Source organism: Sphaerospermopsis aphanizomenoides BCCUSP55 (assembly GCF_001586785.1).
GTDB lineage: Bacteria > Cyanobacteriota > Cyanobacteriia > Cyanobacteriales > Nostocaceae > Sphaerospermopsis_A > Sphaerospermopsis_A aphanizomenoides_A.
In genome coordinates this window covers 17,748-33,562 of the sequence record NZ_LUFH02000008.1, presented here as the reverse complement: position 1 = coordinate 33,562, position 15,815 = coordinate 17,748, and the positions used below count along the sequence as shown (strand labels likewise).

Annotated in this window: 12 protein-coding genes and 1 tRNA gene; 9 read left to right on the top strand and 4 right to left on the bottom strand. The window is 39.6% G+C overall.

Annotated features, from left to right (window positions below; all coding sequences use genetic code 11):
* Positions 1-5 precede the first annotated feature (5 nt).
* From gshA to A0J48_RS03460, 5 genes are all read left to right on the top strand, one after another.
* Positions 6-1,148 carry a glutamate--cysteine ligase gene (gene gshA / locus A0J48_RS03480; protein ID WP_200320365.1) on the top strand — a complete coding sequence of 381 codons (1,143 nt, stop codon included), beginning with the start codon at positions 6-8 and terminating at the stop codon, positions 1,146-1,148.
* Between the two features lie 250 nt (positions 1,149-1,398).
* Positions 1,399-1,866, top strand: a complete 468-nt coding sequence (locus tag A0J48_RS03475; RefSeq protein ID WP_200320363.1) for a tRNA (cytidine(34)-2'-O)-methyltransferase — start codon at positions 1,399-1,401, stop codon at positions 1,864-1,866.
* A 583-nt stretch (positions 1,867-2,449) separates the two neighbouring features.
* Complete coding sequence (locus A0J48_RS03470) at positions 2,450-2,653, top strand: hypothetical protein (RefSeq protein ID WP_200320361.1); 204 nt, start codon at positions 2,450-2,452, stop codon at positions 2,651-2,653.
* A gap of 143 nt (positions 2,654-2,796) precedes the next feature.
* The gene (locus A0J48_RS03465) at positions 2,797-5,202 is read left to right on the top strand and encodes a peptidoglycan DD-metalloendopeptidase family protein (protein ID WP_200320359.1); all 2,406 of its coding nucleotides are present in this window, start codon (positions 2,797-2,799) and stop codon (positions 5,200-5,202) included.
* A gap of 144 nt (positions 5,203-5,346) precedes the next feature.
* Positions 5,347-5,420: transfer RNA gene (locus A0J48_RS03460), tRNA-Met, on the top strand.
* 355 nt (positions 5,421-5,775) lie between these two features.
* On the opposite strand, the gene A0J48_RS03455 is transcribed toward A0J48_RS03460, so the two are convergent.
* Both A0J48_RS03455 and A0J48_RS03450 read right to left on the bottom strand, forming a co-directional pair.
* The gene (locus tag A0J48_RS03455) at positions 5,776-8,208 is read right to left on the bottom strand and encodes an exonuclease domain-containing protein (protein WP_200320357.1); all 2,433 of its coding nucleotides are present in this window, start codon (positions 8,206-8,208) and stop codon (positions 5,776-5,778) included.
* A gap of 74 nt (positions 8,209-8,282) precedes the next feature.
* Positions 8,283-10,427 (bottom strand): amylo-alpha-1,6-glucosidase, encoded by a 2,145-nt coding sequence (locus tag A0J48_RS03450; protein ID WP_200320355.1) that lies wholly within the window; start codon positions 10,425-10,427, stop codon positions 8,283-8,285.
* A gap of 336 nt (positions 10,428-10,763) precedes the next feature.
* On the opposite strand from A0J48_RS03450, the gene A0J48_RS03445 reads away from it, so the two are divergent.
* From A0J48_RS03445 to A0J48_RS03430, 4 genes are all read left to right on the top strand, one after another.
* Positions 10,764-11,375 (top strand): peroxiredoxin, encoded by a 612-nt coding sequence (locus A0J48_RS03445; protein WP_200320353.1) that lies wholly within the window; start codon positions 10,764-10,766, stop codon positions 11,373-11,375.
* Positions 11,376-11,471: 96 nt separating this feature from the next.
* A complete protein-coding gene (locus tag A0J48_RS03440; RefSeq protein WP_200320351.1) occupies positions 11,472-12,020 on the top strand; it encodes a peroxiredoxin family protein in 549 nt (182 codons plus the stop codon).
* A 32-nt stretch (positions 12,021-12,052) separates the two neighbouring features.
* On the top strand, positions 12,053-12,703 hold the full coding sequence (locus A0J48_RS03435) for a glutathione S-transferase family protein (RefSeq protein WP_200320350.1): 651 nt from the start codon (positions 12,053-12,055) through the stop codon (positions 12,701-12,703).
* A 267-nt stretch (positions 12,704-12,970) separates the two neighbouring features.
* Positions 12,971-13,633: a glutathione S-transferase family protein gene (locus A0J48_RS03430; protein ID WP_200320348.1), complete on the top strand. Its 663-nt coding sequence runs from the start codon at positions 12,971-12,973 to the stop codon at positions 13,631-13,633.
* Positions 13,634-13,700: 67 nt separating this feature from the next.
* Here A0J48_RS03430 and A0J48_RS03425 read toward each other — a convergent pair whose 3' ends face one another.
* Positions 13,701-14,690: a DnaJ C-terminal domain-containing protein gene (locus A0J48_RS03425; protein WP_200320346.1), complete on the bottom strand. Its 990-nt coding sequence runs from the start codon at positions 14,688-14,690 to the stop codon at positions 13,701-13,703.
* A 526-nt stretch (positions 14,691-15,216) separates the two neighbouring features.
* Complete coding sequence (locus A0J48_RS03420; RefSeq protein ID WP_200320344.1) at positions 15,217-15,672, bottom strand: AAA family ATPase; 456 nt, start codon at positions 15,670-15,672, stop codon at positions 15,217-15,219.
* Between the last annotated feature and the right edge of the window lie 143 nt (positions 15,673-15,815).

Genomic DNA, 15,815 nt, shown 5'->3' with positions numbered 1-15,815 from the left:
AAAAGGTGGTCTTAACAAAAGGCTTTGAAATTGAGATGTATACTGGCACGCCTCAAGGTGAAATTGTCGGACTCTCCGACCAAATCGTTGCAGATTTGCAGGGATTTATGCGGGAGCCAGATAGCCGCAACGTAGAATACATAACCAACCCATCCACTAACTACGAAAATCAATTGTGTGGCTTACTGCGTCCTAGACAGCAGTTACGTAAATATTTGCAACAATTAAATAATTACACATTAATACCAGGAAGTACCCTATCCTTGGGTGGGAGCGATCGCTTTCAACGTTCTGACCCCAATAACCCCTACCATGACTACATTGAGCAAACCTACGGCACAAAAGTAGTCACCGCCAGCGTACATATTAATGTTGGCATCAGCGACCCGGAAATATTAATGCGTGCCTGTCGAGTCATCCGTCTCGAAGCACCTTTATTCCTTGCCCTGAGTGCCTCATCACCATTCTTAAATGGTCAAGCCACTGGCTATCATTCCACCCGCTGGGGACTCTTTCCCCAAACCCCCAATCATGTACCCCTATTTACCAGTCATGCCCATCATATTCAATGGGTAGAAGAACAGCTAGAAGCCGGAACAATGCAAAACGTCCGGCACTTGTGGACATCAGTCAGACCAAATGGCGATCGCCGTCCATACAATTTAAATCGTCTAGAACTGCGAATTTGTGATTTAGTCACAGACCCCATTTCCCTATTAGCAATTACCGCCCTGCTGGAAGCGCGATTATTACAAATTATCGACAGCCCCAACATCGACCCCCTCACCCAAAGCAGTTTCTCACCGGAAGAACTAATTACCCTAACTGCTAAAAATGAAATGGCCGCAGCCACATCCAGCCTGGATGCCCAATTGCAACATTGGCAAGATGGTAGTACCATAATCGCCAGAGACTGGATCGCCCAACTATATCAAGAAGTTTGGGGCATAGCCAAACAACAAGGCTTCAGTTGTTTCCTTTCCCCCTTACACAAAATTCTCCGCGAAGGTAACGAAGCCCAACAATGGTTACACCTACACAAAATTGGTGTGGATGCCCAGCGTGTCATTAACCAGGCGATTATTGCCACCCACGAACGGGAACAGGAACTAGAAAGCAAATTATTGTGTTCCTCTGTAGTCGCTTAAAATCAAGCCAACAGGCAAGAAAGCAGGAGATCAGAGGAGAATAGACCTCTTGCTTTTTGCCCTATTCCCTATTCCCTAATTTGAGTTTTAAAAATCTAATCAATGGTAAATAAGTAGTCATTATTAACAAAACCTATATATAATCACTATCTATCTTTGGATACAATTCCTCTAATATCCTCAATCAGCCATTTATTTGCTGCTTCCTTACTAGTTGTTTAATTTTTAATTTTTAATTTTTTATTGTTATATGCCCCAGATAGTCCTAGTTAACCCGCAAATTCCCCCAAATACAGGCAATATAGCTCGTACTTGTGCCGCTACAGGGACAGAATTACATTTAGTTGGTCCTTTAGGCTTTGAAATTAGCGATCGCTACCTCAAAAGAGCAGGTTTAGATTATTGGCCTTATGTCAAACTTCATTATCATGAATCTATTGAAGCATTTCAAATCATACATCAACAACGTGGTGGTAGATTATTAGGCTTTAGTGTTCGGGGCAGTTTTAACTATATCAATTATCAGTTTCAAGCTGATGATTGGCTATTATACGGCAGCGAAACTACAGGCTTACCAGAAAATGTTCTCAGTACCTGTAACTCCACCCTTTATATACCTATGCACGAACCTGGCGTTCGCAGCTTGAATTTATCCGTCAGTGTGGCTGTTAGCTTGTTTGAATGTCGTCGTCAGTTAGGCTATTTAACGGGAGTCTAGGGGAAGAAAAATGTAAATTCAGTCAATCGCCAACTGACGTTAAAGATGCTTAGGTATAAAAACTCATCCAGCAATCGTGGACACAGAAGAACCGCTTCAAAGCAAAGAACATAAAACATATTGCCGATGAATTAGTTGCAAATTTTCATCACAAAGTCTTACACCACAAGCGTTTTCTTGCTGACTGCTGACCGCTGATAGCTGATAGCTTCTATAAGTACGATTACGTATATAAATCAACTGAAAACTTAAGGAATAATACTTTCGTCCTCTCAGTAAAAAGAACCGGATTACTCAGCCAACAGACATATAAGAAATTTGTATATTAACTTTGATTCCAAGGCCATTGTCAATGATAGATTTTAGTGAATTCAAATTCTATCTAGTCAACAGATAAAATCAACCAAAGCATTTACAGGAAAGCATCTTAGCTATCTGTATCATGAGACACAATCACCAGACACAAAAAGTCGTTAGTGATTTGTACGGTTGTTTTTTGAGGAAGAAACAACGTAAAGTCTGCTGTTGATAAGACTGATTGGATAAAAAAACCTAGAAAATATCTAAAGTAGGAACATCGTTTTTGTCAGAAGTCGCAGCAGAACAAATGCTAACAGCCATAGTGGACTCAGCAAAGCTATCATATTTGTCTAGTCCCTGGCAGAACAAAGCAATTATCGGCACAGATAACTGTCAAGAGCGAACAATCCTGAATTTTATGAGGAGTGGTGACAGACAAGTCAGTACCAAAATTTTAAGGTTTACTAACAAGTATGAACTTGTCTAAATCAGAGAAGCAGGTTAATCTTGCCTAAGTATCTCTGGTGAATGTGATCTTGATATATCGTTTGATGTGATCTCAATCATGGATTAATATCCAACTGAAAAATCAAGGTCTATTAAGCGAAGCGTGATCATAGGAGGTCGTCTTTGAAACGAGCATTGAAAAAGAGAGTAAAGGCTGTGTTGAACAATACCCCCAACAGCGATGCTGCCCCGGTTGAGCAGTTGAATGAGACAAATCACAAAGCAAGCCGCCGGGCCACAACCCAAGCCGCAATGATTGGCTTGGCAATCTCAATGGGCGCAACCAGCCTTTTGGTGACTCGACAAAGCGATCAAGCCCAAGCAGCTGTTCCTGTTGGTAGTCAAAAAGCAGCCTCAACTATTCCTGCTGTTTCTGACACTGAGATAAAATTTGTCGCCACAAAGCTGGAGTCCCAAGCCGTCTCTTCAGCGAGCGTGCCTGAAAATCCTGTCATCGTGGAACCAACAGCAGTTTCGCAAGTGCCTGGGCTTGAAGCTAAATGGCCAGTTACAGCTACAGAAGTGGCTGTGCAAATTCCTACATCAGAAGCTGACAAAAACGCTATCTACTTACAACCTCAAGTAGAACAGGGATTGAATAGCAACTCGCTTCAATCCAGATTACAACCAGGCAACCAATTACCTGAAACAAGAGTACAACAACTTTCTAGCAATCAAAGTATTGCTGGCACTCAACCCACAGCCGTAACTGTGGCAACAGGAAACACAGTCAATAATGACGTTGATGCACAACTGAAAGCGCAGCAAGAGTTTGCACTAAATCGCTTACAGGAAAAATCGAACCGTTTAAGAAATAGTCTGGCGGAGTTGCGGTCTGAGGAGACCCAAAACGTATCATCAAATCGGATTGAGGTAGCACAACCAACCACTGTAGCTGATAACACTTTGCCAGCACAGTCAGAAGATGCAACAGAAGGCAGCCAAGCCAACCTAATATCCAGGTTAAAAGGAGAAAAGCAAACAAGTGCGCCAATGCAGAAGCTAACCACATCTGCACCAACCGCACCCAAACTAATTGCCCAATCACTTGGGACAACTTACGAAGTTAGACCTGGAGACACATTAGCGGAGATTGCTAGTCAATACGGTACTTCAGTCTCAGAAATAGTCAAAGCTAATAACCTGACAGATCCCAATCAACTGCAAATTAGTCAACAACTGATTATTCCTACTGCTAGAGCAGAACGGAACAGTTACAACCAATCAACCTTAGCAGTTCAGCCTCCTTTCGTCCAGCCTAGCAGCAAGAACACTGTTGCTAGTTCTACAGTTACCAGTTCTACAGTTGCTAGTTCTTTGGTCAGTCAACCTGATTTAGATGCCAATCTACCTCAAGTTTCACAGTCACCAGTAGTAACAAACAACAGCAGTGCTGCTATTTCTATTCCAGTAGTTAAGGATAATCAACTTCAGGTTAATACTCCTGCTACTACCAGTAGTGTCACCATTCCTGTACCTTCTGTACCACTAGCTCAGGATAATCAGCTTCAGACAAGAGAAAATGACCTTACTTCACCTATCTCTTATGGTGTGGGTGGTGAGAATCAACTAAACAATCGTGTCACCAAAATCCCAACCAATCAAAAAGAACCTCAAAAGGTAGCTAGGGTCAAAGGTAACGAACGTCTCCGCAGCTTACAAACAGAAATTGAAAGACTACGCGAAAAATATCGCGCTCAAGAGTCTGGTGTAACTGTACAAACAGTAAATACAGCAGATGAAGCACCTGTACCCGTTGTAGTTGAAACTGGCAAGGAATTTGCTCCTGCTAGAGTTAATTCCCAACGTAATGCAGTGGCAATTCCTGTACCTACACCTGTATTACCCAGTTACAGCGAAAAACCTGTTAAGCCCCAATTCCAAATGCGTGCTGCTCGTCCCATGAACGAGCCAATGAACCCAGAATTCCTGCCAAATCAGACCAATTCGGCTGGTAATTCCTATCGCAATAACCCATCTGGCATTAGGTTACAAGTTCCTGCTGCTGGTACTAATGCTACTGACTCTTTGGGTAAAATGCGCGGAACCAGAGTGTCTCCCGCATTACCACCTTTAGCAGCAGTTGACTTATATCTGCCTAAAGCAGTTGATCAGAATACTAATCCCCCATCTACTTCTTCTGCATCTTACATTTGGCCAGCAAAAGGTGTTCTCACTTCTGGCTACGGCTGGCGTTGGGGCAGAATGCATAGAGGTATTGATATTGCTAACGGCGTTGGTACACCTATTTACGCTTCAGCCGCTGGTAGGGTAGAAAAAGCAGGCTGGAATAACGGTGGCTATGGTAACTTAGTGGAAATCCGCCATTCTGATGGTAGCATGACCCGCTATGCTCACAACAGCCGCATTTTAGTGCAAGTAGGGCAAGAAGTGGAACAAGGACAAACTATTGCTGCTATGGGTAGCACTGGTTTTAGTACCGGTCCTCACAGCCATTTTGAAGTTCATCCAGCAGGTAAGGGTGCCGTTAACCCCATTGCTTTCTTACCATCACAGGCACGTCTATAACTGCCTAGCTGTGAGTTAATTCAGTAACTGCCTGATCCGTTGAGGGAGAATTGCTCCCTCTTTTATTTTGGAAAAAATTTTTGATTTGGCAATTGCCACAGGCAAAATTGTATGCTATCTTAATAGAAGTTGATAAAACAACACGGCTCAGTAGCTCAGTTGGTTAGAGTACGGGACTCATAAGCCTGGGGTCGTCAGTTCAATTCTGACCTGAGCCATTCTTAAAATTCATGGGTAATTAACCGCAGATGCACGCGGATGAACACAGATGATTGATCTGTGTTTTGTTTTATGTGGGACTAGTAACAACACTGCACAGTTAGTTATCTAAAAGTTGTCAGTTTCCTTGGGGAAAGGTGAAAGGGTAAATGGTAAGTAGTCGTGCAAAATAAATTTCATAGTTAGGAGAGAGAACTCTTAACAGGGAACAGGGAACAGGTAAGGAATACAAACATTTTTGTTTTCAATCAATATGTGTAATTAATTTTGCTTGGGTACTTAAAGGTTTTTTCAACCTTTTCTCCTTCTCCTTTTCCGACAAAACCCTACAAGTATTGTTACCTAATGGGGATTTTATTGTTTGGGTGAAAGAAACCCAAATTTGGTAAAAATCCAGTGATACCATTCTTGATGAGTAGTAACAAAAGTTAAAGCTGATTCCAAATCTATATCTAAATCTTTGTTATAAATACTGATAATTAGATCATAAATCAAATCGAAAAGAATTCTATCTTGTTTATTGAATAAAATAAAATTACCGTTAGCACTATTTTCTAATTGTTTTATTCTTTCCTTTCCGACTTTACCACTAATCTCTGGTTGACGTTCATCTCTAATTAAATCAAACGTGCTTTGAGGATTGTTAATAACTAAGTCATTGAAATTACTAATTCGATTAGTAAAGGGAGTACCACTGATTTCTAGGAAAGCAATCACATGAGATTTAGTTCCTCTTTCTATGACAATATGTTCTGGTAATACCTTTCTCCCAAAACGATATTGTGTTAATTTGAATGACTGAATATGAGCTAAAGCTTCAGCAATATTCCTCACTTTACCAATATCATCACCATCGCTAATAATGGTTGCATGATGATATTTCTGTTCTAATTCGGTGCGATGTTGTTTGAGATATTCAATTATTGGATTTTCAAAACTGCTAGAGTTGAGATTTTCACTTGGTGAATAATTTGCGAAATTTGATAATTTTTCCTGTAAGTTGCTCAAATCAGCAGATTGAGATAATTGATTACCTTGAATCAATCGGTTCAGCACTTCTATAATTGTATTTTGCTTTCGTTGCAAAAATTTTAATTGTTGTTCTATTTTTTCATTTTGATCTAATTCTCTAATCGCTTTTCTTTCATCTGGTAAAGGAATATTATTCACTTTCAAATCATAGTATTTCGCTGCACGGTTTAAAGCAGCACGAATGGGTTTTCTACTTAAAATATCCTCTAAATCTTCAGATGCAAATAACTGTTCTAAAGAAATATTTACAACTTGCATTTTCACCTTGAGAATAGATTTAACTTCTGCTTCTGTAGGTTGACGTAAAGAGACTTGATATTGAGATACTCTGCCAATAATAGATTGATCAAATATTGCTTGAAATTTTTCCCATCTATCAGGAAATAAATTCAAGATAATTAAACTATTAGGAACATGAGTAAAAATTTCTTTAATTGCTTCTCCAAAATTAAATAAAATATCTTGGTTGTGTGGTAGTCCTAAACCTTCCAATTGATCAAAAATAATAATTAAAGGTTCATCCAAACTAGATAATTTACCTAACACAGAAATAGCTTCTAAAGAAAATGCTTCTTTACTAATTTCCTCACTCCAATTTGGTAAATCTACTTTTTCTGCTTCTTCATCAGTTAAAATATTTCCTGCTAACCAACGAGTAGTAATATTTCTATATTTATAATCTGTATAGCGGCAATATTTTACCATTCCTTTAATAATAGACAAAGCAAAAGTTCCCGCAGAATAATTGTTCATCCACCATTCACTAATAGTCTTTTCTATATATTCCCAATATTCCCGTTTACGTTGAGTAGCTTCTTTCCCAAGAGCGTTAAAATTATTATCTTCTAAATCATATAAAGCTTTTAAAATATCTATATCTTTCTGTTTAACGTCTCTATCATTAAGACTAACTATTTTCCGAAAAGTGTTAATAATTAAAGCATCTAGTTGAGGTAAATTTCCTGCTTTTTCAACTAGGGATTCTAAACTCCTGCCATATATATGATAAAGTACGGATTTAGCATCATTAGGTTGACGAATAAATAGTAATCTATTACTTGATAATCTCTCATGAGCAAGTCGCATCATTAAATGAGTTTTACCTGTTCCTGGTTCTCCAATTACAACAACTCCTTTACTCTGATGATTAGCATCTAATTTGATGTTATTTAAAGCAGTTTGTAAAATCTGGAATTCTCGGTGATAAGTATCAGCATAATCTGGATGATGTTGAAAAGGAGTATCAACGCGACTGCTGCTAAAAGGATTAGGTTGTTTTTTAAGATGTTCTAACATAATCCTTTTATAAAGATGATAAGTAAATGTGGCATCATAACGAGCAGTATGAGCCATATTAGGAATAAAATATTGATTATGATCTTTAAGATTAAAGTATTTACACAGATATTCTAAAGAATAACTTTCTAAATTCGGAAAACAGTCTTTAGCTAAAATCCAAGTACAATCAAATTGTAATTTTTGTTGTAAATTTTGCCAAGATAAACCAACTTTTTGAAAACTGCGCTTGAGGATTTCTATATCATGTTCTGCATAGTGACAGATGATTTTTTTATCTTCAACAATAGTCAAAAATTCTGTTAGTAAAGTTTTGAGACTTTTGAGATTTAAAACATTTTGAAAACCATGATAATTACCATCACAAAAACCTTCATAAATGACCAAACCTTGACTATCAACAATAGCTAATTCCGTTAAAGTTGGGTTGCCCTCAGTATCTAAAATAACAAAATCCATACCAACTTACTTTTAGGTATTTTTTTAATGCTTGTGATAATTACATCATAAGATATAAAATACTCAGTAAGCAATTAAACAAACGATGATCTAAAATGCCGTATCACCTCAGCAACAGACCAAGCTTGAGCGATCGCACCTCTGGAAAGATGCGGTGCATCACCATCAAAAATTTCTGAAATTGAACCCAAACAACCATCAGATAAAAAATGATTTAAAAGTGGTTTCCAGTCAAAAGGTATAGGTACTTCTGGGTAAAAACGCTCCCAAGCCCGAACATAAGCGCCAATTAACCAACACCAAACAGTACCTTGATGATAAGCGCGATCGCGTTTTTGTGGACTACCTTCACATTTGCCTATATATTCTGGATCATGTGGATCAAGACTTCGTAAACCGTAAGGAGTCAACAATTTAGAAGTAGCTACATCCAAAATTTGACGACCTTGCTGTGAAGAAAAACCGCAATGATGCAAAGATAAAGCTAAAACAGCATTGGGGCGAATTTGCGAATTCCGGCGATCATCAGGTTCAATCACATCATATAAATAACCCAATTGCTGATTCCAGAATTTTTGCAAGGATACTTTTACTGTTTCTGCTTGCTGATTGTAGCGTTGCGCTTGCTTAGTTAAACGTACAGAATTGTCTTGATCTATTTGACTTAAACGTTTTGACCATTGACTTAACCAACATAAAGCCGAATACCACAGAGCATTAATTTCTACGGCTTTACCGCGACGGGGTGTAACAGGTAATCCTCCCACCAGTGCATCCATCCAAGTCAAGGCCACACCATTAGCATCCCAAGAAATTAGCTCATCAGTAGCATCTATTTGAATATTGTAGCGAGTACCGCCAATAAACGCTTTGTGAATTTGCTGCACAACTGGAAACTGCTCTACCAAAAACTGCCAATCTTGAGTAGCTTCTAAATAAAGTCCTAAAGTTTCAATCCACCATAAAGCAGCATCAATACTGTTGTAAAAAGGTTCGTTATCAACATCGGGAAAAGCATTGGGTATGAGTCCGTAACGACAGTAACGCCCAAAAGTTTTTAACAGCCCTTTTGCAATTTCAAAGCGTCCTGTAACTAAGGTCAATCCCGGTAAAGCAATTAAGGTATCTCTCCCCCAATCACCAAACCAGTGATATCCCGCAATTACCGTCGGGCCTGCTATGGAATCACGATAGACGATAAATTGATCACTGGCTTTAAGTAGTTGTTGATGAAGAGGTGACAGGTGACAGGTGACAGGTGACAGGGAAGAAGAGGGTGTAGGGTGTTGGGTGTAGGGTGTGGGGTGCGGGGTGTGGGGTAAGAATTTTTTCCCCATCTCCCCTGCTTCTTCTACTCCCCAACCAAAAATCTGAGCTAGTCTTTCTTGTTCTGCTTCTATTGCTTCTGCAAAGCTTTCAGAAGAAAAAATCACTTGTTGGGAGTCGGGTAAACCTACTTTTGCTTCCAGAGTGAGAATATCTCCTGGTTGAAGATTCGCTGTTAAATAACCGGGACTATAAAGGTCTTGGCGATCGCCTAAACCTCGTTTTGTTTCTTCGGGTAAAGCATAATTCCAGTACCATAATCCATCAGCTTGATACTCTCCTTGTGTCCAGCGTAGATACCAAGGTGTACCAAATTGACCTGCATTGTTCGCTTGTATACAAACTAGCCGTTCTCCAACTAGTTGGGAAAACTTGATTTTTTCATTGCCAGTTTGTTGATGATGAAAATGGCGATCGCCTATCAACAACCTCAACCTGAAAATCGCTTGTTCCTCACCCTCATAGCGATACTGAATTAAAATACTTTGGGTATTGGGCATTGGTAATTTATTCTCCCCATCTCCCCATCTCCCCATCTCCCCACCTTCTCTGAGCAAACCATTTGGCATCACCAAACTTCTAGATAGCTGCCAGTTATCCTCACCCCAAACCCATTTGGGAACTGGGTTAATATCAAAATGGCGCAGCAGCTTATAACCTGTTGGTTCAATTTCACCACTCCCCCAAACATTTGTTCCCAGTGCGATCGCTTTTCCCCTGATTTCTAAACTTGCTTCTAAGTGGGAGAGCAGTAATTTCCGTCCTGAAGGTGGATTTTGAGCGGCAAATAACCACCCATGATATGTCCTTGTATGGACATCCGAAACTGTACCACTGGCAAAACCACCTAAGCCATTGGTTAGTAACCATTCTCTAGTATCTAAATCAGTCATTTGATTTTGGATTTTAGATTTTAGATTTGGGAGATGTCTAATGGGTATGAAAGGATTTTGGATTTTGGATTGTTTTGAGCAACTTCCATCTTAAATCTAAAATTTTCCTTCCCTATCACCTGTCACCTGTCACCTGTCACCTGTCACCTGTCACCTATTCCCTATTCCCTATTCCCTGTTAATGGAATGATCGGTTATCAGTTACTCAAAATCGTAATGAGTATGATATAGTCGTAACAGATCGTAACTAAACTGTGACAAGCGTGAATGGGTAAGGTTTATCTAACCCAGATTCCCACGCGAAAAATGGATATAAGATGAAGGAGAACTAGGTTAATGACAATCACTTACGGAACTGAAGGAAGCCTTCGTGTTGGTCAACAGGCTCCCGATTTTACAGCAACAGCTGTACTAGATCAGGAATTTAAGACAATCAAACTTTCCGACTATCGCGGTAAGTATGTCGTCCTATTTTTCTACCCCTTAGACTTTACCTTTGTTTGCCCCACCGAGATCACAGCATTTAGCGATCGCTACGAAGAATTCAAGCAGCTTAACACAGAAATCCTAGGTGTTTCCGTGGATAGCGAATTTTCCCATCTGGCTTGGATTCAAACAGATCGTAAATCTGGTGGTGTTGGCGATTTAAATTATCCCCTAGTTTCCGACATCAAAAAAGAAATTAGCGCCGCTTACAACGTTCTCGACCCCGCTGCTGGTATTGCTTTGCGTGGTTTATTTATCATTGATAAAGATGGTGTTATTCAACACGCCACCATCAACAACCTAGCTTTTGGTCGCAGCGTTGAAGAAACATTGCGTACCCTACAAGCTATTCAGCACGTTCAATCTCACCCTGACGAAGTTTGTCCTGCTGGTTGGCAACCTGGAGAAAAAACAATGGTTCCCGATCCAGTGAAGTCCAAAGTTTACTTCGCAGCAGTCTAGGAAGATGGGGAGATGGGGAGATGGGGAGATAGGGAGAATAACTTTCTGCCTGTTCCCTGTTCCCTGTTTCCATTAACTTTTAATTTTTAATTATTTATGCTTACTTCAACAGATTTTACAGGTCTATTTAATGAGCGATTCTTCCGCAACATTTTACCAAAACCTGCATTAGATGAATTCAGGTTAGGTATAGGAACGCCCGATTTTAAATTATCAGATATTACCAATAATCGCACAATTAAATTATCAGATTATCGTGGTAAACAACCTGTGTTGCTGGCATTTACTCGCATTTTTACAGAAAAACAATATTGTCCATTTTGCTATCCCCATATTAAAGCTTTAAATGAAAATTATGAGGAATTTACAAATCGGGGCATAGAAGTTTTGATGATTACTAGCACCGATAAAAAGCAAAGCCAAATAGTTGTCCAAGATTTAGGCTTAAAAATGCCTTTATTAAGTGACCCTAGCTGTTATGTTTTTAGAACATATCAAACAGGACAGGCTTTAGGAGCGCCTTTACCAGCGCAGTTTGTATTAGATCAAGATGGTAAATTACTCTACAGACATTTATTTTCATTTTTAGACCACAATGCAACTATAGAGAGATTGTTAGAACAATTCAATACAGATAAAGTGTAAAATCGGCATTAAGTTTATATTGAGGTTGCTTCATGATTACACTTTATCATGCGCCGATTTCTCCAAACTCCCGCCGAGTCTGGATTACACTGATAGAAAAAGGGGCGGATTTTGAACTGGTAGAAGTTAAATTAAATGGAGAACAGTTTAAACCAGAATTTTTAGATATTAACCCTTTCCATCACATTCCAGCTTTAGTCGATGACGGTTTTAATGTAGTAGAATCTTTAGCAATTTTGGATTATTTAGAAGCCAAATATCCAACTCCGGCAATGTTACCAAAAGCAGCCAAAGATTTAGCAACTGTGCGAATGGTAGAAATGGTTAGTGTGAATGAGTTACTACCTGCTATTACACCATTGATGTCTGTAATTTTCGATTTACCGGGCAAAAATCCAGAAGCAATTGAACAATCTAAGGTAAAAATTAGTACAACCCTGAATTTTTTCGAGAACCTGCTTGATGAACGTCCATACTTTGGCAGTGAGAACTTAACTTTAGCTGATGTTGTAGCGGGAAGTATAGTACCTTGGTTGCCGAAAGGGGGTATTTCCTTAGATGACTATCCAAAATTGATAGCTTGGTGCGATCGCCTAGTTGTACGTCCAGCATGGCAAACTACCCAAGCCACACCAGAATTGATAGCAGGTTTCCGAAAACTTTTAATGGCAAGAATGTCATAGCCAGATTAGATCATAATACTGATTGATTAAGAGGGAAGGGTAAAGGAGAAAAGAACAAGCCTTTATTCTCAACCCTCAACTCAGTAACCTCTCGATCAACCAGCATATTTAAAAAGTTTCTGTACAAATTGAGATGATCAATTAATCCTTTATTAAGGTTTGAGCGATTATGTAAATTTTTGTCATAGTATTCAATATTTTTGACGATAAGACGTATACAATCACAAGCGATAAATACAGCGATAACTACAGGTATAAATTTTCAGCATGATCACACTTTATCATTGGCCAATTTCTGGAAGCTCCCGACCAGTTTGGATTACACTGATAGAAAAAGGATTAGAATTTGAACTGGTAGAAATTGAACTGAATAATGAAGAGCAATTTAAACCAGAATTTTTAGCAATTAACCCTTTTCATCATATTCCAGTTTTGGTAGATGACGGTTTGACTATAGTTGAGTCCTTGGCAATTTTGGATTATTTAGAAGCTAAATATCCAACCCCGGCAATGTTACCCAAAGATGCCAAAGATTTAGCGATTGTGCGAATGGTACAACACATTTACGTCAATGAAATATTACCAACCAAGATGCCGCTGATGTCAGTAATGTTCGATTTACCAAAAAAAAATCCAGAAGCAATTGAGCAAGCGAAGATAAAAGTTATTACAGCATTGAAGTTTTTTGAGAATCTACTTGATGATCGTCCATTCTTTGGCAGTAATCATTTAACTTTAGCTGATGTTGTAGTGGGGTCTATCATACCTTCGGTGCCAAAAACAGGTATTTCCTTGGATGAATATCCAAAATTAACAGCTTGGTGCGATCGCTTGGTTGTACGTCCAGCATGGCAAACTACCCAAGCGACATCAGAGATGATAGAAATTTATCACAAGCTGTTAATAAAAAGAATTGGGATAGCAAACTAATATCCCTGACTTCTAGAAAAAGTGAGGGATATTGTTGTGAATAAAAAATTGGGCAGTTACGAAATATTTATAATTTAACTTGTGCCAAATGACTGCGGGGGTTGTAGGTACGGATAGCCCGGAGTTTTTCATAATATTCTCGCTCCTGTGGGGTGAGATCTTTTGGAGGTGCGATCGCCACCTTCACCATTTGATCACCGCGTCCGCCTTTAGCGAGAGGCCAACCCTTACCACGCAAACGCAGAGACTGACCGGAACGTACTCCCGCAGGTAGTTTCACATTCACATTTCCATCGGGTGTAGGTACATCAATTGCAGCACCCAAAGTAGCTTCATCAGGAGTAATTAGCACTTCACAAACGAGATTATCACCCTCAATTTGGAAAAAAGAATGGGGTTGGAGTTCCACCTTTAAATACAAATCTCCCCGTTGTTGAGTATTATGGTTAATTTGACCTTTGCCCCGTACCCGCAAACGAGTACCTGTTTTTGCACCTGCGGGGATACGAACATCTATAGTTTCGTTACCTAAACTAAAGCGTTTTTGCACCCCTGCAAATGCTTCAGCAAAAGTTAAGCTAATCACAGCCTCGCTATCTTGGGCAGCACCAGCACCTGCATTTTGAAAACCAAAATCGTTAAAACCACCAAAACCGTCACCCGGTCTACCTGTAGAAGTGCGATAAGAGTAACCTGGTTTGCCAGTACGAGGTCCTGCACCCCCAAATAATTCATTGATGAAATCATTAAAACTGCCGTATTGACTGAAGTCAAAACCGCCCATATCTACCCCAGCACCACCAGGGAAGCCACCTTCTCCCACCTGCTTCCAATATTGACCGTATTGGTCATATTTTTTGCGTTTATCTGGGTCAGATAGAACTTCATAAGCTTCGTTAACTTCCTTAAATTTTGCCTCTGCTTGCTTATTCCCTGGGTTAACATCGGGATGGAACTTACGGGCTAGTTTACGAAAAGCTTGTTTAATTTCTTCTGGACTGGCAGTTTTACTAATTCCTAAAATTGAGTAATAGTCTTTAAAGTCAGTTGCAGCCATCTACCAGCCTCCTATAGAAATTTAGGTTATGTTTTTTTCTAAGATTTGAGATTTACTGTTTGCCCGGTCTAATGCCAAACAACAAGATTATGCTATTAAATTAGCAAAAAATATCAAAAATCAAGTGTGGTTGTCGCTCATAGTGCCAGCGAAATTCCCGTACTCGCCCTTCGGGAAGTCAAAAGTCAAAAGTCAAAAGTCAAAAGTCAAAATTAAATAGGGGATGCTGATAGCGGAGCGTGGCGTAAGCCATATAAATGCAAAACCATGATAAATTAAGGGATTCAGGCTGATAAAAAAGAAAATAGGTGCAAGGTTTTTAAAACTAGGAGTGGAAAAATCGAGCATTTTGAAGGTGAAATCTCAAAAATTTGTTGCTAACAGATAGCCCTTTCCTCTTGCCTCTTGCCTCTTGCCTCTTGCCTGCCCCCACGAGAAGACTTTTATGCCTAACGGCACGCTATGCGAACAGCAAACCCTAAATAACTCTTTTCCTCGTGCCTCCCCATTTCCCCATTTCCCCACCTTACTTGTAAAGTATGTCGTCTAGTCCTTCTTGTATGCTAGGAGGAGCGTCACGGAGTTGGCGGTGCATTCGCAAAATAACTTCGTCAGGAACTTGTCTTGTGCGCTTTTTATTACGTGCTAAACAGAGCCAAACGGGAGTTTTCACCCATAGTCCAGTAATGTGAGTAAAACCACAATCACGAGCTAATTCTATTATTTCCCGACGATGTTTTCTTTGGGCATTGGTGGCATCAAAAATGGTAGGGATACTAGCGATAGTAGCTTGTTTAAATTGGGTTTCTACTTGTTGCCAAATCAAGAACCAAGGGCCTTGAGTTGCTTGGGAACCAAAGAGTTGCCCCCGGATGGCATCTGTAGAAATTAGTTGCATCTGGGGGCATTCTGTCAGTAATTGTTTTGCCAATGTTGACTTGCCACTACCAGGAAGACCTATCAGCAAAAGTAGTTTAGTCATTGGGAATGAGGTGACAGGTGACAGGTGACAGGTGACAGTTAATAGGGAATAGGGACTAGGGGAATATAAATAACCCAATTACCAATTACCAATTACCAATCACCACTGACAACTGACAACTGACAACTGACAACTGACAACTG